Source organism: Bdellovibrio bacteriovorus, assembly GCF_001592745.1.
In the GTDB taxonomy this organism is placed as follows: Bacteria; Bdellovibrionota; Bdellovibrionia; order Bdellovibrionales; family Bdellovibrionaceae; genus Bdellovibrio; species Bdellovibrio bacteriovorus_B.
In genome coordinates this window covers 1,601,367-1,623,641 of sequence record NZ_LUKD01000001.1, presented here as the reverse complement: position 1 = coordinate 1,623,641, position 22,275 = coordinate 1,601,367, and the positions used below count along the sequence as shown (strand labels likewise).

Sequence of the window (22,275 nt, the reverse complement as noted above, 5' to 3'; positions counted from 1 at the left end):
ACTACACCTGACGTTTTTGATTAAAGCTGATCAAGTACTCTAACATCGGAGCATCGGCAGATACCTTATGCAATTCTTGTAAAGCGGCTGAACTGACTTCTTGAAGATAAGATTTAGTACCTTCAAGCCCCAGAATCCCTGTAAAACTGCGGATATCTTGATCCTTTTCCCCATGATCTAAAACGTCATCGGCCACTTGGAAGGCTAAACCTAATCCTTCTCCAAATTTTTTAAGATGTTCAATATCTGAAGGGCGAGCACCTGCTATCACCGCGGCACCTTCGACGGCCACACGGATAAGGGCTCCTGTTTTTAATAAATGCAAATGCGCGATTTCATCTTTCGTCATTTTGCGTGTGCCCGGGCGAAGATCGATGGCTTGACCACCGACCATGCCGCGAATTCCCGCCGCTGAAGAAAGAAGGCGCACTAGCTGACCAACCAGAAATGTTGAATCGCTATACTTGTCTGAAATTAAATAGAAGGCCTCGGTTAAAAGGGCATCACCAGCAAGCAGGGCGAAATCCTCGCCATACACTTTATGATTGGTAGGCTTGCCACGGCGAATGTCGTCGTTATCCATACATGGAAGATCGTCATGGATAAGGGAGTAAGTATGAACAAGTTCCACTGCCGTTGCAAAGGGAAGGATCTTTTCAGCCGGACAACCAAAAAGTTCACCGACTAAAACTGAAAGTACCGGACGGAAGCGCTTTCCACCGTTCGTTGCCGAATACAGCATCGACTTTCTTAGTTCAGCAATGGCAGGTCCTTGGGGAAGATCCATGGATTCAAGATAGTTATCCACGTATTGATTCACGGACTGAACGCGCACTGCAATTTCTTGATCTAACTGAATGGCCAAATCCAAGCTTAGTTTTCCTCTGAAGAGAAATCTGTAACAACCGGCTGTCCGTCGGCGCCCACAGACATCAGAAGTTTCACTTTGCTTTCGGCTTCGTTTAGACGTTGGTGGCACTCACGGGAAAGCTTCACGCCTTCTTCGAAAAGTTTCAGAGAGTCTTCTAGGGCAAGATCGCCTTTTTCCATCTTTTGAACGATTTCTTCTAGACGGTTTAATTTTTTCTCGAAATCCATTTATTCACCTTTCACGCTATCAACGACAGCCGTCAACGAACCCTGTGCCAGGCGTACGTCGATCATATCGCCTTTTTTCACTTGGTTCGCAGATTTAATAACTTCATTATTTTTTGTAACAATCGAGTAGCCACGCTCCACGACTTTCAGCGGACTTAAGCTATCTAGAATACCCATCAGACGTGACATGCGAGCATGTTTTTTCTCAATGGAAAAGAGAAGTGCTTTTTCCGTACGCGCTTTAAGATACTGAAGGTCTTTTCGTTTTTCATCGATCAGATCTTGCGGCGAGCCCAGCTTTTCTGTCAAAAGCTCGACACGGTGAGAACGCTCTTTCAACAAACGATTCATCGCAAATTCCAAGCGATTTAACAAATCATCGTTTCTTAATTCTAAATCTTGCAAACGGCGCTTAGGATCTACCAATCGTTTTGACAGTCCCAACATCTTTTCGCGTAAGTGCTTCATCTTCTTTTCAAAAGACATGTGAAGCATGCGTTCCAATGATTTGACTTTATTCACAAGCTCGCCGGAACTTTTTGCTACAAGCTCGGCCGCTGCTGACGGAGTTGGTGCGCGTAAATCTGCTACAAAATCGGCAATGGTAAAATCGATCTCGTGTCCTACAGCAGAAATAATCGGAATGGAGCTAGAGGCAATAAGACGCGCTAAAGTCTCATCATTGAAGCACCACATGTCTTCTATAGAACCGCCGCCGCGACCAACGATGACCACGTCAACACCTGGAAGCTTCAACGCCTTTTTTAGTGCTTCACAAATTTGCGGAGCCGCCCCTTCGCCTTGTACTACGGTCGGCACAACGGTGACCTGAATGGACTTTGCACGACGAGAGAGAACGTTTAAAATATCTCGAATCGCCGCTCCCGTTGGTGAAGTCACAACAGCAATGTGGCGGGGAAATGTTGGAATGGCTTTCTTACGAGAACTTTCAAAAAGACCTTCGGCCTTCAGTTTCGCCTTCAGTTGCTCAAACGCTTTTTGTAAAGCACCAGCACCTACGGGCTCCATCATTTCGCACATCAGCTGATAGTTGCCACGAGGTTCGTACACCGTGATACGGCCCCGAACAATCACTTCCATTCCATCTGTCGGTTTAAATTTTAAACGTGAGTTGTGACCACGAAACATCACAGCGGTAATCTGCGACTTCGGATCTTTCAGACTGAAATAAAAATGCCCCGAAGAGTGAGCCTTAAAGTTCGAGATCTCGCCCTTCACCCACACCATGCCCACTTGGCCTTCCAGCAACTGCTTGATGTAGACATTCAGTTGTTCAATAGAAAGAATCGAAGGCTCACTGGATTTCGTTAATATATCAGCCGCGCCGAGAGTGGCTTGAGCTGAGACATCCGTTTTGCGAAGAGGTTGATTTGGAGCATCTGACATGGAAGCAGAAGTTAGTCTCCCCTGCTTCTTGAGTCAATACATTGAGAGTCAACTTACAGAGATGAATACCACACGTTTTGTGCGGACCATAGGCCACCGACGAAGAAACACACCCACCCAAGAGATTTGTGACGAGCAAGATTTTGATACATCTCGCCCATGCGCTCTTGGCCAACCCGCGCCAGGTAAGGGTTTTCCAGCACAAAGACCATTAACAGTCCATAGAAAAAAACGAAGAACGGAAAAATAAAATCGAGCTTTTCTGGTGTCATAAGCAATTTATCGGAGCTTTGCCACAAAGTAAGAGTCCGGTTTAATTGACGGGACGAACTTCCATGATAGAATGTTTTTAAGGGTTCGACGGCGTAAAGCTCATCGAAAATAAACCTTACAAGCATAATCACGGGGACTGTCCCTGACAATGGTGTGCAAGCTCAACTCGTATTGAGAAGCCTAAAGTTGTTAACATGGTCACCCACCTTAGCTATAGAGGTTTAGTTTTCAGAGTGGCCATCGAGCCTTTTTTTATTTCTTTTAGGCGTTTCTTCTTGAGACAGTCCTGCAAAAAACTTCGTCAATTTGCCACAAATTTAAAAGAAAATTCCATCTAAACCCGCGTTCAGTCATGCCTTTTTAAGGCCGATAAGTTCCTTATGAAATCAAGGATTTTAGCGGCTGCTATTTGCATCCTCTCGTTATCTATTACTGCATGCGGTGGCGGCGGCTTTTCGCCGAATGACTATGCTTCTAAACCTGCCTCGGCGGAACCTGCCTATTATGGCACTCCGAAGCCAATCAATGATCCCTTAATAGTTACAGCTTCAGCTAAATTTTTGTATCGTGGGCTTTCGTTCACACCAGGCGCTGACACTACAAACGGTATCGGAAGCGTCGTTTCCTTAGCAAACGCGGTTCCGATTCCATTCGCTGAATTTCATGTCTATGATTCTTCCGGTAATCGAGTTCAACAGGGCGAAACCAATACTTCAGGATTAGCAACTTTCAGCCTTCCCAAGATAACAGGCACATACACTTTCAAGGTTTTTTCTAGGGCATACAACAACTACTTGAAAGTCAGCGTCTTAGAAGACATTTATTCCAACACTCCGTATTCAATTAGCAAAAATTTTGTCATAAGTGCCTCTGATATCTCCAACGCCGCCAAAGACATTTCCAACGATCCTCTCATAGCTGAAGCGAACGAGTCCATTTCCTCCAAAATTGAAGGTGGCGCTTTCAATATTATGTACAATGTGCTGTTAGCAAATGAATACATTCGTAGAAATATAAATAAAAACGGTACCGTTGCTGGGGTACCAGAAGCTGATACTAATAAATGGTGGGTCGCTGAAAAAGTTACGATATTTTGGAAAGCAGGATTCAACCCGTACACGTATTTCAATTCTTCGACCCCTCTATCATTCTATTCTCCCGGCGAGCGAAAACTGTATATTTTGGGCGGCGTGAATGGCGACGTTAAAGTGTCGGATACTGATCATTTCGATGATTCCGTTGTTCTCCATGAATACGGTCATTTTCTTGAAGACGTGTATGGAAATTCTGAATCACCGGGTGGATCCCACACGGGAAACTTTATTATTGATGCAAGACTTGCTTGGAGTGAGGGCTGGGCGAATTATCTGCAGGGAGCAATTCTGACCGGAGCAGACGCCAAAGAAAATTCGGCTTCGGAAGACCGAATTCCAACTACAAAAAAATATCACTATTACGTTGATACTTATGGCTATAGGGGCGGCGGCTGCTCAAACCCCTGCGTGAATATTGCATTTAATTTAGCTGCACAAGGCACTGACGTTGTTCCTGATAGTGTCTCCTCAGATTTGCCTGGGACCGGAACCTTCAGAGAAGTGTCCATCGCAAGAACCCTTTATAAATCCACTAGAAATATTGCATCAACATATGCACCTGGAAAAGAAGGGGGCGGCATATCTTTCGGGAGCGTGTGGAAAGTTTTTGCCGGAGAGGATACATCAGGCCATAACAGAAGTAATCCACTTCCTTATAGCTTAGTGAATACTTCCAAATACCCCATTCCAAACGCGGGATTATTTAATTGGCTCTTAGACCAAATCGGAGTCGCGACGACCGAGTGGAATGATATTCTCGCGGAAGAAAAACAGAACAAGACGACTAAAGATTACGCTTATTTTCTTACTCCGGCTACGTGCGCAGCGGTGAGTTTTGTTGGTGGCGCCGAAGAAACAAAGATGGCCGTCCGAGATCCAATCCGACGATCACATCAACAAATGAACAACGATTTTTATCTCTACTGGCATGATGGGAACTCTGCAACGACTCTAAAACTGGATTACACTCCCACAGGTAATGCACCCAACTTAGACCTCATCCTTTATTATGGAAGTTACGTCTATTTCGAGGACGACTACTGGTACTCGAACTACAAAAGTCCTTATATTGCCAAACAGAGCAGATCGGTCGGAACGACTTCGGAAACAATCTCGTTAAGTGGGTTGCCTGCAGGATTCTACGTACTAAACGTGAAAATTAATGCCTATGAAAAAACCCAAGGTGAAATGAATGGCACCTCGTCTTACAAAATCTATAAAGGAGCTTCGCAACAGCTATGCGGTACAGAACAGCCTTAACTTTATTCGTAGCTCTTATTTTTGGAATCACAGGTTGGGCCTATGTTTCCAATAAGGATAAAAAACGCGAACCTGCTTCGGTGAAAAGCAAGTTCTGGATGCCAGTTCCAGTGGGAAAACATCTTGCTCTTCTAAAAGTAGAAGTAGCTCCGACTGAAATTCCTGAATCAGGAAACTCAGATGTAAACCTCGTAGGTCGAATTTTGGTGAATCAAGAAATGACCAGCGATCTTTCGTATGTCTGGGCGCTTCCTGAAGATGTGCAAGTGGTTGAAGGCCAACTGAGCGACAGTCTTGCTAACGTTAAGATGGGACAAATCGTCGAAGTAAGACTGACAGTCAGTGGATTTAATAAAGAAAAGCAGCGCATGATTTCCTTGCAAGCATCGGGTGCTCGCGGAGAAGAAAAGATGGGAAGCTCTGCTGTTGTAGTCAGCCGTCCTGAAGATACGTGGGAATCTGTGGCTTCGGAAATGAAAAAGGCCGCTGATGAACAACTCGGTCCCGAGTCAAAACCAGTCGGCCGATAAGAAAAATTAAACCGGAATCACTTCGATTTCGGAATTGAACTGATCACGAAGAATTCCTTCGATCGCCATCAAGGTTCCTGACGTCGCGCTAGGGCAAGTTCCGCAAGCCCCTTGATAAAACACGTAAAGCTTATTGTCTTCGTATTTCACCACATCCAAGTCACCACCATCACCTTGCAGACCAGGACGAACTGTTTCATCCAAAATCTCTTCAATGCGCTGAACTTCTGGCGGAAGACTAGCACGACGCAATTTCTTTTCGTCCATTTGCGTTTGATTTGGATTGTGCACCGGCATGCGCGTTTGAATCACGGCACAAACATTTTTTTGAATTTCTTCAGGGTCCGCATCGAAGTTGTGCGTGATCGTGATCACATTCTGGAAGAAGTGAACCTGACGAACACCTTCAACTTGAAACAAAGCGGAAGCCAACAAGCTTTGATCAGCTTCTTTAGCATCAGCATAAGTGGCTTTACCTTCATTCAATACAGGGCGATCCAATACAAATTTCCAAGCATTGGGGTTTGGAGTCGCTTGAATACGGATGAGTACATCTTGGCTGCTCATAACAACATCTCCCGGGCTTTCACCACGGCTTTTACTAAAGCATCAACATCTTGATGATTATTATACACGGAAAAAGAAGCGCGAACGGTTCCAGGAACACCCAGTCTAGTCATTAAAGGCTGAGTACAGTGGTGGCCCGCGCGAACCGCTACACCTTCCTGATCTAGGATTTGACCTACGTCAGAATGGTGAGCCCCTTTAATATTAAAGGAAAGAATAGGACCTTTGTTTTCAGAAGTTCCGAAGATTTTCACATCTGGAATCGCTGACAACTTTTCAGTCGCATACTTTAAAAGATCCATTTCATAGCTGTGGATTTTATCGAGTCCAATACGGTTGACGAAATCAATCGCCGCGTGCAATCCGACCGCACCTTCAATATGCGGTGTTCCCGCTTCAAAGCGAAAAGGCACATCGTTATATGTCGTTTTCTCCACAGTGACTTTCGCAATCATGCTTCCGCCACCTTGATACGGAGACATTCCATCAAGAATTTCTTTCTTTCCGTAAACCACACCCATACCAAAAGGACCAAAAACTTTATGGGCCGAGAATACAAAGAAATCACAATCGATGTCCCGAACGTCGACTTTGGCTTGAGAAACAACTTGCGCACCATCAATAAGAACTTTCGCTCCGACTTCATGAGCCAGTTTCGTCAAAAGTTTCATGTCATTGTTTGTGCCTAAAACATTCGAGCAACCAGTAAAAGCCACCATTTTTGTTTTAGAAGAAAGTTTCTTTTTAAAATCTTCGATGTCCAGTTCGCCATTATCTAAAATATCGGCCGCCAGCACTTTAGCACCAACTTTTTCAGCGACCATTTGCCAAGGAACGATATTCCCGTGATGCTCCATCACCGTAATAAGAATTTCGTCGCCTTCTTTTAGATTCATCATCGCCCACGAATGAGCGACCAGGTTCACGCCCTCAGTGGTTCCACGAACAAAAACGATTTCTTCTGGCATACGGGCATTTAGGAACTGAGCCACGCTATTGCGAGCAGACTCAAAGGCTTGAGTAGCAACATCACCCAGGTAATGCGCGCCACGGTGCACGTTGGAAGTTTCGAAAGAATAAAAATGAGTAATACGATCAATCACCGACTTCGGCTTCAACGTTGTTGCGCCGCTATCCAAATAAATCAAATTCTTCCCATGCACCTTTTGTGTCAGGGCAGGGAATTCATTTCTTACTGAGGTGAAGATCTGCTCTAGTTGACTCATTTCCTATCCAATTACATGAAGACGCGTGAACGCTTCATCCAAATGACGAGTCAGCCATTTTTGAATGCTGTCGTCAGAAATTTTATAAATAACTTCAGATAAAAATCCGTAGCTAAGCATCGGGATCGCTTTAGACTTAGGAATCGCGCGCGACTGCAAATAGAAAAGCTCTTCGCGATTCAATTGACCCACAGTCGAGCCGTGCGCCGCCTTAACGTCATCAGCATAAACTTCTAAACCAGGCTTGCTATCCGCTTCAGCCTTAGAACTTAGAAGTAAATTATTATTAAGCTGAGCAGAGTCTGCTTTTTGTGCGCCTTTTTGGATTAAAACTTTACCGCTAAATACTGAGCGGGATTCTCCATCCAAGATGCCTTTATAAAGCTGATTCGTGTGACACTCACCAACCTGATGGTTGATCAAAGAAGTGTTATCAACGTGTTGCTTGCCGCTGACGGCGTAAACACCCAAGATCTCTGTCGAAGAACCCTGGCCCGTCAAAGTTACGTCCAAAGAGTGACGAGACAACATCGCACCTGTGGCAAAAGCCAAGCTTTCTACGTTCGCATTCTTTTCAACAGTTAGACGAGTGCGACCGATATTCACCGCCGACTCCCCTTCACCTTGAACACGCACGTAAACGACCTTCGCACTTTCACCGACGTGAAGATCCATCACAGAGTTCACGAAATAAGAAGTGGCTGGTCCATAGTAGCTTTCCAAAATTTTAACAGAGGAACGCGCGCCGATGTTTACTGAAATACGCGGATTCACCATCAAGGCTTTGCCGCCTTCTGTAGAAGTGAAAAACACGAAATTCACAGGTTTTTCCACAGAGGTTTCTTTCGCCAACGAAAGAACAAACGGCTTAGAAAGATAAGCGCCGTTGAGAGCATCAAAAGTATCATCGAATTGAGTCGGATACTCTGAAAGCTCACGCAAAGAAAAGCCCATCGGCAATTCTTCAGATAAAGTTTTATTCAAAACACCGTTAAAGAAAACGATATTGATAAATTCTGGATTCAAATACTTTTTGATCGTCACCACTGTGTCGTGGCTAGGCTCAAAAGGATTCACTGCACTCGGAGTGTACTCAGTTTCGCCCAGAACTTTTACGCTGGTATAATGCCACTCTTCATCTTTACGAGTCGGAAGACCCTTGCGAGAGGCATAGTCAAAGCCAGCCTGGCGGAAGGACGCTAGAGCTCCTTCTGCCGGTTGTGTTTGACTGAATTTTTCATAGGTTGAAAGCAAATTCATTTCTTCACCTCGACGGCTGACTTACGTCAACCAGTCATACCCTTTGTCTTCAAGTTTCAAGGCCAAAGAGCTGTCGCCTGTCTCAACGATTTTTCCACCCAACAAGACGTGAACGTAGTCAGGCTTGATATAATCAAGAAGTCTTTGATAGTGCGTGACCATCACGATCGCGTTGTCTTTGCGACGAAGTTTGTTCACACCTTCAGAAACAATGCGAAGAGCATCAATATCAAGACCTGAATCTGTTTCATCAAGAAGAGCCAAACGCGGAGATAAAACCGCCATTTGCAGAATTTCATTTTTCTTCTTTTCACCGCCAGAGAAACCGGTGTTTACAGGGCGATCCAAGTACTCGGGCTTCATACCAACAAGCTTTAATTTCTGAACTAGGAATTCACGGAACTCCCCTTCAGGCATTGGCTCAGAACCTTGATGTTGCAAGATCGAATTAAAAGACGTGTGCAAGAACGTAAAGTTTGAAACGCCTGGAACTTCGATAGGATATTGGAACGCCAAGAAGATACCTTCTTTCGCTCTTTCGTCTGGCTCAAGTTCCAAAAGGTTTTTCATTTGGAAGTTCACTTCATACTTCACTTCTCCGCCAGTCACTTCATATGCAGGGTGACCCGCAAGAACTTTAGATAAAGTCGATTTACCAGAGCCGTTGGGTCCCATGATCGCATGAACTTCACCTGGCTTGATTGTCAGGTTCAAGCCTTTAAGAATTTCTTTTTCTTCAACACGTGCGTGGAGGTTTTTAATTTCTAACATAACTCTTACCTTTACGTCGCGGGATTAACCCACGCTATTTTCCAATTTCATTTCAATCAACTTCACGGCTTCTACGGCAAATTCTAGAGGCAATTCTTTAAAGACCTCTTTACAGAAACCGTTAACGAGCATCGAAATTGTTTTTTCCATATCCAAACCACGAGATTGCAAATAGAAGATCTGATCTTCACTAATACGTGAAGTCGTCGCTTCGTGCTCAATCATGGCAGACTTATTTTTCACTTCAATATAAGGATAAGTGCTGGCACTGCACTTATCGCCCACAAGCATCGAATCACACTGAGAATAATTTCGCGCGTTTTCTGCTGAAGGCATGATTTTTACTTGGCCACGGTAAGCATTTGAAGACTTATCCGTTGAAATACCTTTAGAGATGATCGTGCTCTTTGTATTCTTACCGATGTGGATCATCTTCGTGCCGGTATCGGCTTGCATCAGATCATGAGTCAAAGCCACAGAATAGAAAGCACCTTCAGAATAATCGCCTTGCAAGATACAAGAAGGATATTTCCAAGTGATCGCAGAGCCTGACTCCACTTGAGTCCAAGAAATTTTTGAACGTTTGCCGGCCGCTTTTCCACGCTTCGTTACGAAGTTGTAGATACCACCGCGGCCTTCTTTATCACCCGTATACCAGTTTTGAACTGTCGAATACTTAATCTCTGCATCGTCCAAAGCTACCAATTCAACAACAGCGGCATGCAATTGGTTTTCGTCACGTTGAGGCGCCGTACAGCCCTCAAGATAATTCACGTAACCACCTTCATCGCAAACCAAAAGAGTTCTTTCAAACTGACCGGTGTCTTTCGCATTGATACGGAAGTAAGTGGAAAGATCAATCGGACAACGAACACCTTTAGGGATGTAGCAGAACGAACCATCTGTAAAAACAGCTGCGTTCAAAGCCGCATAGTAGTTGTCAGTGTAGGGAACAACCGAACCCAAATATTTTTTAACGAGCTCTGGGTGCTTTTGCACAGCTTCAGAAATAGAGCAGAAGATAACTCCGGCTTTATCCAAAACTTCTGTGTGTGTTGTGCCGACAGAGACAGAGTCAAAAACTACGTCAACGGCAATACCAGAAATACGCTTTTGCTCTGACAAAGGGATGCCCAGCTTTTCAAACGTCTTGATCAACTCGGGATCTAAATCGTCCAAAGATTTTGGTTTGTCGGCTTCCGCCTGTTTTTTCGGAGCGGAATAGTAACGAATATCCTGGAAATCAATCTTTGGATAAGAAACATGCGCCCATGTGGGCTCAACCATTGTTAACCAATGACGATAAGCCTTCAGGCGATATTCTAACATCCATTCAGGTTCATTTTTCTTTTGCGAGATCAAACGAATGATGTCTTCGTTCAAACCTTTTTGAACGTCGTCGGTTTCGATATCTGTCGTAAAACCGTATTTGTATTCGTAAGACTCAAGAGGGTTGTTGGAGGATTTATTGTCCATGAGCCTCTGCCTCCGCTGACTTTTTGCCAGCTAATGATGATTTATCCACAAGCAGCTCTTTCAAACTCAGGCTTCGATAGAATTCCGTGAGACGATGATTAAGTTGAGTGATGGGGGAAACGATGTTGCAAGTTCCTTGAATTTCACAAGGAGCCTCTTTGTGAAGGCATTTCACCAAAGCCGTTGGGCCTTCGATGATTTCCACAAGATCGTGGATAGAGACTTTAGAAAGATCCTTCGTGATTTGATAACCACCGTTAGCACCATATTCGGCGCGAAGAATTCCTTTTTGTGCCATTTGTTGCATAACTCGAGCTGTCGCATCAAAAGGCGTATTAAAAGAATCGGAAACTTCTTTCGCGGACGTCAATTCGCCAGGAATCTTTTTACTCATGTGCTTTAAAGCCATGAGGGCGTATTCGAGTTTGCGGTTGATCTTGTTCATGATTCGTTCTCTGCTCTTTTTGAGCTGCTTTCAGTGGGCATCTAAATGTGCGTCCACAGTAGGGCTATGACCCCGTTTCTAAACGAAAGTGAAATGAAAAACAAGGGTAAATACGCCTAATTTTAACGTATTTAAGACTGTGACAGAAAAGAATCATCGAGTTTTGGAAAAATTTGCTGATTTCAATGCCTTAGGGTGCTATACGAAGGTCCTATGAGAATCTTTTTCATTACCATTTGCAGCCTTGCCGTCGTCGGTATTCTTATTTTGTCCGCCCGTATTTGGGGATTGGGCCAACACTATAAAGCCTATGAGCACGCCTTCTTTTCGGGCCCGGCTCCGCTCATCATCGTAAAGGCGGACACACTCGAAAAAGCGCAAGAGGCTGTGAAAACCAAGTCTGACGTCGTTCTTTGGTTGGATGTGCGCTTTTCCCGCGAAAAGACGCCTTTTATTTTGCCCGCTTCTCGCGATGTTGAATTCCTGGATATGAAACGCAAGCTGCAAGAGGAAAATCCCTCAACACCTATCATGATTGGTGGAAAGCTGAATGAATATCCATGGGAGCAAATCAACGAGTTCTATAAAACCACCCCGGCCCTCAAAGAATACTACGAACAGTTTCCGCAAACTCGTTTCATCCTGAATGTCGTAGATAACGTAGCAGACGCTCATACGACGCTAGTTAGTACGATCCAAGATTTAAAACCCAACGAGCGAACTCTTATTCAAAGTGACGCCTTGATCATTATGAAAACGATCAAAGAGATCAAGCCAGAGTGGGTGTATGGAACGAGCACTCCGGATCTTATGCGTATGCTGACATTTGATTCGATGTGGATTCTTCCATCGACGCAATTTGCTGGAGATGTTTTCATCGCACCATTTACTTTGATGAAACGCCCCGCATTCAATGACGACATCATTGAAGAAATGCGTCGTCGCAAAAAAAGAATTTTCTTGGGTCCTATTCAAAGTGAATCTCAATTTGCTGAAGCGAGTCGCTACAAGGCAGATGGTTTGATCACGGACAATTTACCACAATTACTTCATCTTCTCGGCCAAGGTCCTGCTCAATAGGTTGAACTCAGGACCATTTGGACATATCTTTTTACCTTAGGGATCGATGCGTCCCATATCGGAGGTCAAGATATGTCCGCTTTATTTGTTAACGTGGCTCAGGCCGCACCCTCTGTGTCAGTGAACACAAGCTCCATGGATGCGATTTTTCAAGCTAGCCCTGTCGTCCAATTAACTCTTCTTATCCTTATTCTGCTTTCCGTGTTTTGCTGGGCCATCGGATTTACGAAATATCAAACGTTTAAGAAGATGACTAACTCGGACGAGCTTTTCTTAAGCAAATTCTGGAAAGTGAATTCTCTGGATACTCTTTATGAAGACATCGACCAGTACAACGACTCTTCAATCGCGCGTGTGTTTAAAGCGGCATACCTTGAAATGAAAAAGATCTCTGAATCGCCTTTGCTAGCGAAAACAGAGGGCGATAAGCCAATTCTTTCAGGCATCGACAATCTTCAACGTGTACTTAATAAGGCTTCTGAAAACGAAATTTCTAAATTGGAATCTCGCTTAACTGTTCTAGCGACAACAGGAAGTACAGGTCCTTTCATCGGTCTTTTCGGAACGGTTTGGGGGATCATGGGTTCTTTCCATAAAATCGGTCAAACTGGTACAGCAAGCCTTGCAGTTGTTGCTCCTGGTATCTCGGAAGCATTGATTGCAACAGCGATCGGTCTTGCGGCGGCGATTCCAGCCGTTGTTTTGTATAACAATTTTATTTCTCGCATTCGCAAACAAGAAATCGCTTTGAATAACTTCAATGCGGACTTCTTGAACATCGTTAAACGCAACTTCTTCCAAGGAAACTAATCGTGGGAATGGGTAATGGTGGCGGAAAATCAAAAAGCCGCGCAACATTAAGTGAGATCAACGTGACGCCGTTAGTGGACGTCATGTTGGTGCTTCTCATTATGTTCATGGTGACGACTCCGCTGATGCAACAGGGAATCGAAGTGGATCTTCCGAAGACCTCTTCCTCGGGAGTGGAGTTGAACGAAGAGCCTTTTGTTTTGGTGATTGGACCGGATCAAAAGATGACCGTGGCAAAAACGAAAATTGCCATGAACGAGCTTCGTCCAAAATTAAAAGCCATCTTTGAAAATAAAAAGAACAAACAAGTTTATATCCAAGCAGACCGCAAAGTAGATTACGGCTTCGTCGCGGAAGCCATGGCGGAAGTACGTGCTGCAGGGATCTTTAACATCGGCCTTATCACGGTTCCAAAAGATCAGTGAACTACTTAGAAGAAGAAAAACAGCAAGATGACCAACTCTCTCGCGGCATAGGGATCTCTATTGCTCTGCACGCGGCTATTATTTCAGTGTTCACACTGAAGGCTGTTTTCTTTACGCCCGAGCCTATTGATTTTTCTCAAGCGGTCCGAGTTGATATGGTGGGACTTCCGGATAAGGTAGAACCTAAAACTTTGCCTGCGCCCGCGAAAGAAGAGGCCAAGGCCGCTTTGCCAGAAAAGAATCAGGCCGAGGAAAAAACTGTGGAAAAACCACCTGAAAAAGTGGTTGAAAAGAAAACTCCGCCAAAGCCAGAGCCCGCAAAACCTGTTGCTAAAAAAGAAGACGGCGTAAATCTTGAAAAAGTAAAATCGCAACAGCAAAGTGCGCTGGAAAAACTAAAAGCCATGGCGGCCCTAGATAAAATCAAGAATGATGTCGCTGAAGAAAAGCGAAAGGCCGCAGCCGGTGCGGGAAAATCTGATTCCGGTGCGCAAAAAATCAAAGGCAATGTGTTGTCACCGGGAACTTCGTTGACCGGACTCACAAAACTTCAACATGACACATACGCCTCTGACTTAGATAAACATATCAAAAACAATTGGGCCCTTCCCGAGTGGTTGGCGAAGCGAGACTTCAAAGCCCAAGCCGTAGTGTTCATTGATTCACGTGGCAACATTTTGGGAAGAAAAATTGTTAAAAGCAGTGGAAATCCCAGTTACGATGAGGAAGTATTACAAACTATTGATAAGTCGGCTCCCTTCCCTGCGCCGCCAGAGAAGTTTTTAGCCATCGTATCCGTAGATGGAATTCTGATTGGATTCCCAGAATAGGAGATCACACATGATGAAGCAGCTCTTAGCCTTGCTCCTTGTACTAAGTATTTGTCCTTTGTTCGCTCAAGCTCAATCGAGCGGTATCTATATTAAACTTGGTGAAGCTCGTACAAAGAAAAGTCTTTTGGCTTTGCCCGCTCTGCAATATTTTGGCTCTCCTTCATCGGGTTCCAAAAATCAATCTGTCGGTGTAGAGATCTTTAATACCATCACTAATGATCTGACAGTGTCGGCCTATTTCCAGTTCATCAGCCAAAGCGCTTTCCTTGAAGACACTAGCAAAACGGGTTTGATGCCCGCACCGGGTTCTCCAAATGGATTTAAGTTTCAAAGCTGGTCAGCTATTGGGGCCGACTTCTTGATTCGCGCAGGATATTCTATTGTAGGCAATGAACTCACTTTAGAAACTTACCTTTACCACGTCCCTCGTGCGAACTTGATCGCAGGCAAAAAGTATAAAGGGCCGGTTTCGAGCGCACGTCGTATTGCTCATACATTCTCTAACGACGTTCTTAAAGCTTTAACTGGTAAAGAAGGCCCTTTCCTTTCAAAAGTTGTGGCGTCTTCAGATCGCGCCGGCGCGCAAACAAAAGAGATTTTTGTGATGGACTGGGATGGCGCGAATATGGATCAGGTTTCCAGCCATCGCAGTATTTCAATTTCTCCGGCGTGGTCTCCTGACGGAAAGAAAATCGCTTACACTTCTTACGTGAAACGTGTTGGTGCTAAATTCAGAAACGCAGACATGCTTCTATTAGACTTGGCTTCGGGCCGTCGCTCTTTAATTTCTTATCGCCAAGGGATTAATTCAGGAGCGGCGTTTTCGCCAGACAATCGTCACATTTATTTGACGATCTCTCAGGGAAACAATCCTGATATCTACAAAATGACTTTGGATGGAACTTTGGTGGGTAAAATCACTAACGGTCCTTCGGGAGCAATGAACGTAGAACCCACTCTGTCTAATGACGGAAAACTTGCGTTTTCTTCAGATCGCGCCGGTCGTCCGATGATTTACACAGCCAATGGCGATGGTTCGGCGGTGAAACGTATCACTTTCGCGGGTGTGTTTAACTCTTCGCCAAGTTGGTCTCCAGACGGATCAAAAATCGCGTTCGCGGGTCAAAGTGAAGATCACTTCGACATCTTCGTGATGAATGCAGATGGCACTGGAATGATTCGTCTGACTTCCGCAAAACAGCCCAACGGAAAATGGGCTAGCAATGAAGATCCTTCGTTCTCTCCGGATGGTCGCTTTGTCATGTACACAAGCAACCGCACTGGAAAAAATCAGATCTATATTTCCACAGTCGACGGAACTGAAGAGCGTCGCGTGACGACAGACAACTACAACTACTACAAGCCGAAGTGGTCTAAAAACCTTGAGTAATCTTCCTTTAGAGGAACAACTTAGAAAAGAGCGAAACGAGATCTGGTCTCGCTTCGCTCTGGCTTCAAAAAATAACTCTGAATCCGCCCCCAAAATCTGTCTTGAGTGGAGTCACTCTGCAGATAGTCTTCTAAAAATCGCATTTCAACATTGTTTTTCAGGACAGAAAATAGCCCTCTTTGCCCTGGGCAAGTTGGGTTCGTTAGAATTGAATCTAAGCTCTGACGTAGATGTTTTGCTGGTTGCTGAAACCGGGAATGATGTTTCGCTTTCGTCTCTTCGTAAATTTCAAAAGCTTCTGACGGAAAGAACTTTCCAGGGATTTGTATTTCGCGTGGATTTTGATTTACGGCCCGGCGGAAAGCAGGGTCCGCTCATTCCCACGTTAGATCAATTCAAAGACTATTACGGCAACTACGGTGAAACTTGGGAAAGATTGGCATTTGTCCGTCTGCGACCCATCTGTGGTGATAGCGATGTTGAAAGGGAAGTCCTTTCTTTTTCGAAAAAGTTTTCATTTCGCAAGCACTTGGACTTTACACTTCTAGAAGACTTAAAAACTTTGCGCTCCAAAATTCAAAGTCACTATTGGGCCAGAACGACAGCGGATGTGATTGATTTGAAGCTCGGTGTCGGCGGCATCCGAGACGTCGAACTTTTTGCCCATGCTTTGCAAGTCATTCACGGAGGCAAAGATCCTGACCTGCAAGTGCGCGGAACCACGGAAGCGCTGAATCTTCTCAGTCAAAAGCAGCTTTTGCCTTCGGATGAAGCGGAGTTCTTGAAGTCGCACTATTGGAATTTACGAAGTATCGAAAACTATGTTCAAGCGCTTAACGATGAACAGACACATTTGATCAATACACAAGACGAACACCCAGAGTTCATCACGCAGTCACTAAAAAGCCTCCCCTCGCAGATGAAACGCTGTGATCAAATCGTGAAAGGACTTCTTGGTGAAGCTCCTTCGGATCTTTCTTTAGAACAAGAGTTAAAAAAGCTCGGCCTTCCGGAAAATCAAATTCAAGAACTTTGGCAGGAAATTCTGGGCCAAGAAGTTCTTTCGCGAAATAAAAATCGCGACGAGCTTGCCCGTAAAGCGTTTTTAGCAGCCTTCTTAGAAACCTTGCGTGAACAAAAAGGGGACATCCATCGTGGGCTTTTGCTTTTAAAAGATTTTATTCATGGTACACGTGCGAAAGCTTCCTTCTTTTCGATGCTTTTGCGAGAAAAGGAATTATTGCAAGAGCTGGCTTGGCTTTTTGGTCATTCGCCCTATCTATCACGCATTCTTTGCAATCGGCCAGAACTACTAGACAGTTTCGTGTATCGCATGCAGGACAAACTTTCAGAAGATCTTGGATCTTTATTGGAAGAACTTGCGGAAAAAAAGCTTCTTTCGGAAGTCATCAATGGAAGTCAGTATCTCGAAGACAAAAATCTGCCTGTATTGGTTAAGAATCTGACGTCAACTGCGGATCTCGTTGTTGAAAATCTGTTGCGCGCTTTGAAGCGCGATCACCCTTCTGCCATTCAAGTTTTGGCTTTAGGGAAATGGGGCGGAGAAGAATTAGGTTTTAGATCAGATCTAGATTTTCTTTTCGTCGTTCCTGATGAACCCACGGAAAATGATTTTAAAGTCGCTAAAAGATTTATCACCCGGCTGACTGAACCGCATCGCGGAGGAAATATCTATTCTATAGATATGCGTCTTCGTCCTTCTGGAAAAGCAGGTCCCATCGTAATTCCTCGCAAAGATTTAGAAGATTATCTGTCGAAAGAAGCCTCGGCTTGGGAGCGACAGGCTTATTTAAAGGCGCGCTTTATTGCGAACGACGAAGTGTCTCCTTTGCAATCCTATATCCATCGTGGCCTCACAGATGCGGATCTTTTGGAGCTTGAAAAAATCCGCACGCAACTTTTAGTGCCTTCTGCATCGAACTTGAAATACAGCGAAGGCGGTTTGGTGGACGTAGAACTTGCGGCGCAAGCCTTTGTCCTTTTTCACAAAATCACTCCGAAAAATTCAGGCACGGCAAGTTTTCTTGCGGCCATGGGTGAGCAAGGATCTGTTCTTCAGCAGAATTACGATCGATTGCGTCAAATTGAACAAATGCTTCAACTTGTTGCGTCAGAATCTCTCGTGGAACTGCATGCAAATCACGAGTCCTTTCAAGCGCTTGCCTTAGCGCTCCAAATTTCTCCTGATGAATTACAACTGGAAGTTTCTCGTCTGATCAACGGGAATATTACACTCCTGAAGGCACTTGACCCTCGCAGGCAGCCTCACTAATAGTGAGAGAGTTGGACAAAAGTCAGGGAGTAAAAATGTCGAAGAATATCGATATTAAAAAGGTATTTTGGATTTACCTATTTGCATTCTTGTTAGCGGCTTTCAGTTTCCGCGCAGACGCAAAGACCGACGCAAAAACGACGAAGAAGGGAAATAAGGAAATGTTCGCACTATTTGAAACAACTAAAGGGAACTTTAAAGTTAAGCTTTTGAGCGATAAAGCGCCTAAGACAGTTGAAAACTTCGTAGGTTTGGCTGAAGGCACGAAAGAATGGACTGATCCTAAAACTGGCAGCAAAGTAAAAAAGCCATTTTATGACGGTTTGGTATTCCACCGTGTTATCAAAGATTTCATGATTCAAGGTGGTTGCCCACTTGGAACTGGAACTGGCGGCCCAGGTTACCGTTTTGAAGACGAGTTCACTCCTGGCCAACAAAAACACGATAAACCAGGCATCCTTTCTATGGCGAACGCGGGTCCAAATACAAACGGATCACAGTTCTTCGTAACAACTGTTCCAACTCCTTGGTTGGATGGCCGTCACACAGTGTTCGGTGAGGTTGTTGAAGGTATGGACGTAGTTCACTCTATCGAGAACTCTAAAACGGGTCCGATGGACCGCCCAGTTGAAGCTGTTGTGATCAAACACGTTAAGATCGTAAAATAGTTTCGAATTGATTTAAAAACTAAAAAGCCCGATGGAAACATCGGGCTTTTTTTATTTCTTCTTAGGACAAAATTGTTCAGAACGAACCCAGAACGCCGGTGTACACATATCGTCCTGCCACACATTTTCTTTGTTGGTGGTGTAGCCATAATACCAAACAAGTCTGTCATCTTGAGACTTCAGATTCAGCACATTGGGCATTTTGTAAGGAGTGCTGCCGTTGATCGCATAACACCAGCCGTAGGCACGCATTTCAGAGTTAGAAACAATTTCTAACGAATCCAACCCCGTCGGCGTATTGATGATAGAGTTCATGCCTTCGGGCCCGCCGATATAAGGAATTTTGTTCGCATCGAAAATTGCGACCGTGATGTCCCCAACCGACTTATTTAAATCGACATCGACTTTGCCGTGATGAACGGGCTTGTCGTCGCAAGGACCATAGACCTCCCAAGTAATGGCTTGAGAGTATGAAGAAGCTGATAAAATAAGAGCGAATAGAGTCTTTTTCATGGGGCCCTATCTATCAATTAAATAGAGCCCTGGCATCTTATTTCTAAGAATTTTGTTTGCGGACTTCTTCCATGTCGATTTCTTTTGATTTTTCTACAACCTGTTCGAGGATTTCTTCGGGTAAAGCACCTGGCTGCACAAAAATAATATCGCCCTCTTTAATAACTGCCAGAGTAGGAATTGACTTAATCTCAAACTGCGAAGCCAGCTCCAGCTCAGCATCTGTGTCTACTTTTGCAAACACCACATCGGGATGCTTTAAGGCAACGGCCTCGAAGATAGGCGCAAAACGACGGCAAGGCCCACACCAGGTTGCCCAAAAATCTATGATCACAAGTTGGTTGTTCTCGACAGTTTCTTTGATGTTGTCTTTCGTCATTACCATTACAGCCATCGTGAATATCCTCCTTAGGCGTTGGTCCATGAATGCTTTTGCACCTACTAAAAGCTTTGATGTTAAAACTTAAATACGCAACGATTTAATAAAACTTATGGAGGATTCACGGATGAAAAAGTTAATTTTGTCGTTCATCGTTTTATTTGGAGCTAATGCTTGGGCCGCTGGCGATGCTGGTTGTGGTTTGGGCAGCATGGTAATTTCTAAAAACACAAAACTTCTGCAACTTTTTGCAATGACGACGAATAATACGACTTTGACTCAACCTTTCGGTATTACTTCAGGTACTTCCGGTTGCAACGCTCACGGTTTGGTTATGGCTGAAAAAGAAGTTCAATACTTCGTGGAAGTGAATCAAGAAGATCTTTCTCGCGAGATGGCGCAAGGTCATGGTGAAAAATTAGCGACTTTGGCGCAAATGAAAGGCTGCCATAATGAAGCTTCTCAAAAAGCTTTTGGCTCTTTCACGCAAAGCTCTTATGAAAGAATCATCCCTGCTGCAAACACAACAGCTTCAGACCTAGTGCAAAATTTAAACAGAGAACTTGCGACACAGAGTGATCTAAATACAATGTGTCATGGTTCGTAATTTCCTTTTTTGTCTTTTTCTTATCGCCCCACTTTTTACGTGGGGCTTTTCTTTAGATAAAGTCTCTGCCTATCAAAAACAAGCTATCGAACGCGAGATGTGGAAAGATCCTCAGTGGATTCGTTTGGGTCATTATCGCAAGACTTGGCTTGGTGATTTTAAGTCTCCTCTGTTAGGAAACTTCTTTCTTTCTTCACAAGGTTCTGTGAGTCCGCGTGAAGAACTATTAAAGACCATCGAGGTTCTTTTTTCTTCTGACGAGAGTGCTAAAAAGTATCAGTGTCATTACCTTGCGCGCACGTCATGGCTGAAAGGCGCGCTTAAGATGGATGCGCAAGATATCGTCGCCTGCCCCGAGCGCGATGCCTGGAAAAAGCAACTGGGTGCCACAGAATTATTTTTAGTCTTTGCTTCAAGTGATTTGAATAGTGCGGGTTCTAGCTTCGGTCACACTTTTCTTCGCCTGCATAACCCTAAAAATGTAAAGCAATTGGAACTTCTCGATTACGGAATCAACTATGCTGCGATGACCGGACCTGATGGTGGCGCACTTTACGCCTTGAAGGGGCTTTTTGGTTTTTATCCCGGAAATTATTCGATGCTTCCCTATTATCAGAAAATGCGCGAGTACACGAACCTCGAAGGAAGAAACCTTTGGGAGTATCGATTAAATCTTTCCTCCTCTGAAGTTTCGTTTTTAATCGATCATTTGCTTGAGCTTGAGGGCAGCTATGCTGATTATTATTTTTTAAGCGATAATTGCTCTCAGCAAATTTTGGAACTTATTGAAGTTGCAAAACCCCATTTAGATCTGTCGGGCCAGTTCCATGATGCGACGATCCCCCTGGACACCGTTAAAACATTGAACGATCACTGGTTGCTTTCCGATGAAAAACTGCGACTTTCACTTCAAACAGAGTGGCGAGCTCGTTACGCCGGATTAAATTTAGCTCAGAAAAACGCACTTAAGAAAATAGTGCGACACCAAGACACTTCTTCACTCGCAAGTTTAGACGTGAAAGAAAAAGCCGAAACTCTTGAGGCCTCTATCAGCTATCTAGCGGTAAAAGAATATCGAGAGGAAAAAGAATATAAAAATGAGAAATATGCTTTGTCGGTAACGCGTGCGCGACTGGGGCCCCAAACATCTCCTGTGCAGATTCCTCAACCGAGGTCACCTTTAAGCAGTCCTAATTCTGTGGCTTGGTATTTAGGATACGGTCAATTTGATCACGAAGACTTTTATCGCTTTAAGTTTCGCAGAGCTTTTCACGATCTTTTATCCGATGACAGTGGGCTTTCGCCATTTTCTCATTTAGAAATCTTGAGTTTTGATTTTCGCTATTTTTCAGAGAATCAAAATTTGGATCTTTATGAAGCCGTGCTTTTAAAATCTTTTTCAACGGCGCCGGTGACCACTTTGGATACTCCCGTTTCTTGGCGAGTTGAAGTTGGAACTATGCCAAAACTTGTCCCCTATTTTAACTTGGCGGCCGGATTTAGTTTTGATTTTTCTTTTCTTGAAGCCACTAGGATTTCATTGCTTGGCGTCTCTGAAAACTTAAATCTGACAGAGGTTGCTCAACCTTATTTAGGTCCGGAAATTTTACTAATGACAAAGACACCGGGAATGCGTGCTCTGGTCGGTACCAAGTATCTTTACAATACTTCTGAAGGCCGTGGCTTTTTTGAGAATAAGGCCGGTGTCTCTTTCGATGTTCTTAATTTCGAAATTCGTTTCGAAGGTCGCGTGAGGGATGAGCTCCCCGAATTTACCGCCTCTGTCATATTCTAGACACCAGGGTGCCTAGTTTCGTCCTGTCTCACAATGAGACGTGCCAAGCTCTTCTATATTTTATCTAAAGGGCCC

At 44.3% G+C, this 22,275-nt stretch carries 23 protein-coding genes and 1 other RNA gene; 12 read left to right on the top strand and 12 right to left on the bottom strand.

Annotated features, from left to right (window positions below):
* Position 1: 1 nt before the first annotated feature.
* From AZI87_RS07835 to AZI87_RS18110, 4 genes are read right to left on the bottom strand one after another with little or no spacing between them, the layout of a single operon-like run.
* The gene (locus AZI87_RS07835) at positions 2 to 871 is read right to left on the bottom strand and encodes a polyprenyl synthetase family protein (RefSeq protein ID WP_063206021.1); all 870 of its coding nucleotides are present in this window, start codon (positions 869 to 871) and stop codon (positions 2 to 4) included.
* Between the two features lie 2 nt (positions 872 to 873).
* Positions 874 to 1,098 carry an exodeoxyribonuclease VII small subunit gene (locus AZI87_RS07830; RefSeq protein ID WP_063206020.1) on the bottom strand — a complete coding sequence of 75 codons (225 nt, stop codon included), beginning with the start codon at positions 1,096 to 1,098 and terminating at the stop codon, positions 874 to 876.
* Complete coding sequence (xseA, locus tag AZI87_RS07825; protein ID WP_063206019.1) at positions 1,099 to 2,505, bottom strand: exodeoxyribonuclease VII large subunit; 1,407 nt, start codon at positions 2,503 to 2,505, stop codon at positions 1,099 to 1,101. It lies immediately after the preceding gene.
* Positions 2,506 to 2,558: 53 nt separating this feature from the next.
* A complete protein-coding gene (locus AZI87_RS18110) occupies positions 2,559 to 2,777 on the bottom strand; it encodes a hypothetical protein (RefSeq protein ID WP_041872473.1) in 219 nt (72 codons plus the stop codon).
* Between the two features lie 77 nt (positions 2,778 to 2,854).
* On the opposite strand from AZI87_RS18110, the gene ssrS reads away from it, so the two are divergent.
* The 3 genes from ssrS (at position 2,855) to AZI87_RS07810 (ending at position 5,662) form a co-directional block, all read left to right on the top strand.
* A non-coding RNA gene (ssrS, locus tag AZI87_RS07820) (6S RNA) lies at positions 2,855 to 3,031 on the top strand.
* Between the two features lie 127 nt (positions 3,032 to 3,158).
* A complete protein-coding gene (locus AZI87_RS07815) occupies positions 3,159 to 5,132 on the top strand; it encodes a hypothetical protein (protein WP_063206018.1) in 1,974 nt (657 codons plus the stop codon).
* Positions 5,111 to 5,662, top strand: a complete 552-nt coding sequence (locus tag AZI87_RS07810) for a hypothetical protein (protein WP_063206017.1) — start codon at positions 5,111 to 5,113, stop codon at positions 5,660 to 5,662. Before AZI87_RS07815 ends, AZI87_RS07810 begins: the two co-directional genes overlap by 22 nt.
* A gap of 6 nt (positions 5,663 to 5,668) precedes the next feature.
* On the opposite strand, the gene AZI87_RS07805 is transcribed toward AZI87_RS07810, so the two are convergent.
* The 6 genes from AZI87_RS07805 to AZI87_RS07780 are packed head-to-tail and all read right to left on the bottom strand — an operon-like array spanning position 5,669 to position 11,407.
* Positions 5,669 to 6,229 carry a NifU family protein gene (locus tag AZI87_RS07805; protein WP_063206016.1) on the bottom strand — a complete coding sequence of 187 codons (561 nt, stop codon included), beginning with the start codon at positions 6,227 to 6,229 and terminating at the stop codon, positions 5,669 to 5,671.
* A complete protein-coding gene (locus tag AZI87_RS07800) occupies positions 6,226 to 7,455 on the bottom strand; it encodes an aminotransferase class V-fold PLP-dependent enzyme (protein WP_063206015.1) in 1,230 nt (409 codons plus the stop codon). The genes AZI87_RS07805 and AZI87_RS07800 overlap by 4 nt, the downstream gene beginning before the upstream one ends.
* A gap of 3 nt (positions 7,456 to 7,458) precedes the next feature.
* Entirely contained in the window at positions 7,459 to 8,715 is a 1,257-nt protein-coding gene (sufD, locus tag AZI87_RS07795; RefSeq protein WP_063206014.1) for a Fe-S cluster assembly protein SufD, read from the bottom strand.
* 21 nt (positions 8,716 to 8,736) lie between these two features.
* Positions 8,737 to 9,486, bottom strand: coding sequence for a Fe-S cluster assembly ATPase SufC (gene sufC, locus AZI87_RS07790; protein WP_041872487.1), 750 nt, complete (start codon positions 9,484 to 9,486; stop codon positions 8,737 to 8,739).
* Between the two features lie 24 nt (positions 9,487 to 9,510).
* Positions 9,511 to 10,962, bottom strand: a complete 1,452-nt coding sequence (gene sufB / locus AZI87_RS07785) for a Fe-S cluster assembly protein SufB (protein WP_063206013.1) — start codon at positions 10,960 to 10,962, stop codon at positions 9,511 to 9,513.
* Positions 10,952 to 11,407: an RrF2 family transcriptional regulator gene (locus AZI87_RS07780; protein ID WP_063206012.1), complete on the bottom strand. Its 456-nt coding sequence runs from the start codon at positions 11,405 to 11,407 to the stop codon at positions 10,952 to 10,954. The genes sufB and AZI87_RS07780 overlap by 11 nt, the downstream gene beginning before the upstream one ends.
* A gap of 213 nt (positions 11,408 to 11,620) precedes the next feature.
* Between AZI87_RS07780 and AZI87_RS07775 the strand changes: the two genes are divergently transcribed.
* From AZI87_RS07775 to AZI87_RS07745, 7 genes are all read left to right on the top strand, one after another.
* On the top strand, positions 11,621 to 12,487 hold the full coding sequence (locus AZI87_RS07775) for a hypothetical protein (protein ID WP_253696546.1): 867 nt from the start codon (positions 11,621 to 11,623) through the stop codon (positions 12,485 to 12,487).
* Between the two features lie 72 nt (positions 12,488 to 12,559).
* A complete protein-coding gene (gene tolQ, locus AZI87_RS07770; protein WP_063206008.1) occupies positions 12,560 to 13,297 on the top strand; it encodes a protein TolQ in 738 nt (245 codons plus the stop codon).
* Positions 13,298 to 13,305: 8 nt separating this feature from the next.
* Positions 13,306 to 13,722 (top strand): ExbD/TolR family protein, encoded by a 417-nt coding sequence (locus tag AZI87_RS07765; RefSeq protein ID WP_063206610.1) that lies wholly within the window; start codon positions 13,306 to 13,308, stop codon positions 13,720 to 13,722.
* Entirely contained in the window at positions 13,719 to 14,552 is an 834-nt protein-coding gene (locus tag AZI87_RS07760; RefSeq protein ID WP_063206006.1) for a cell envelope integrity protein TolA, read from the top strand. Before AZI87_RS07765 ends, AZI87_RS07760 begins: the two co-directional genes overlap by 4 nt.
* Positions 14,553 to 14,562: 10 nt before the next feature.
* A complete protein-coding gene (locus AZI87_RS07755; RefSeq protein WP_063206004.1) occupies positions 14,563 to 15,945 on the top strand; it encodes a PD40 domain-containing protein in 1,383 nt (460 codons plus the stop codon).
* Positions 15,938 to 18,238 (top strand): glutamine-synthetase adenylyltransferase, encoded by a 2,301-nt coding sequence (locus AZI87_RS07750; protein WP_063206002.1) that lies wholly within the window; start codon positions 15,938 to 15,940, stop codon positions 18,236 to 18,238. The genes AZI87_RS07755 and AZI87_RS07750 overlap by 8 nt, the downstream gene beginning before the upstream one ends.
* A 161-nt stretch (positions 18,239 to 18,399) precedes the next feature.
* Positions 18,400 to 18,906 carry a peptidylprolyl isomerase gene (locus AZI87_RS07745; RefSeq protein ID WP_063206609.1) on the top strand — a complete coding sequence of 169 codons (507 nt, stop codon included), beginning with the start codon at positions 18,400 to 18,402 and terminating at the stop codon, positions 18,904 to 18,906.
* A gap of 51 nt (positions 18,907 to 18,957) precedes the next feature.
* Here AZI87_RS07745 and AZI87_RS07740 read toward each other — a convergent pair whose 3' ends face one another.
* The gene (locus AZI87_RS07740) at positions 18,958 to 19,419 is read right to left on the bottom strand and encodes a hypothetical protein (RefSeq protein WP_063206001.1); all 462 of its coding nucleotides are present in this window, start codon (positions 19,417 to 19,419) and stop codon (positions 18,958 to 18,960) included.
* 43 nt (positions 19,420 to 19,462) lie between these two features.
* Positions 19,463 to 19,843 (bottom strand): thioredoxin, encoded by a 381-nt coding sequence (trxA, locus tag AZI87_RS07735; protein WP_301335609.1) that lies wholly within the window; start codon positions 19,841 to 19,843, stop codon positions 19,463 to 19,465.
* 82 nt (positions 19,844 to 19,925) lie between these two features.
* Here trxA and AZI87_RS07730 point away from each other — a divergent pair, with 82 nt between their 5' ends.
* Positions 19,926 to 20,405: a DUF3015 family protein gene (locus AZI87_RS07730; RefSeq protein ID WP_063205997.1), complete on the top strand. Its 480-nt coding sequence runs from the start codon at positions 19,926 to 19,928 to the stop codon at positions 20,403 to 20,405.
* The gene (locus tag AZI87_RS07725; RefSeq protein WP_063205995.1) at positions 20,395 to 22,200 is read left to right on the top strand and encodes an Lnb N-terminal periplasmic domain-containing protein; all 1,806 of its coding nucleotides are present in this window, start codon (positions 20,395 to 20,397) and stop codon (positions 22,198 to 22,200) included. Before AZI87_RS07730 ends, AZI87_RS07725 begins: the two co-directional genes overlap by 11 nt.
* Positions 22,201 to 22,275: the final 75 nt, after the last annotated feature.